Genomic DNA, 241 nt, shown 5'->3' with positions numbered 1-241 from the left:
CTCCTCCAGGTCGTCGGGGAGGGCCTCGGTGCGGCGGACCCGCGCCGCACGCAGCCGGTCGAGGCAGGCGTTGACGACCACCCGGTGCCGCCAGGTGGTCACGGCGGCGTCGCCGCGGAACGCCGCCGCGCGGCGGTACGCCGCCACGAGGCCGTCCTGGAGGCCGTCGGCGGCGTCCTCACGGTTCCCGGTGGTCCGCAGCGCCACCGCCCAGAGCCGGTCGCGGTGCCGGGCCACCAGC

1 protein-coding gene is annotated in these 241 nt (G+C 79.3%); it reads right to left on the bottom strand.

Translation table 11 applies throughout. The annotated features are described in order from the left end of the window. On the bottom strand, positions 1-240 hold a 240-nt coding region (locus QWY28_RS23840; protein WP_300955381.1), incomplete at its 3' end, for a sigma factor. Position 241 lies beyond the last annotated feature (1 nt).

The organism is Nocardioides oceani (assembly GCF_030412965.1).
Lineage (GTDB): Bacteria > Actinomycetota > Actinomycetes > Propionibacteriales > Nocardioidaceae > Nocardioides > Nocardioides oceani.
This window is presented reverse-complemented; position numbering and strand designations above follow the sequence as displayed.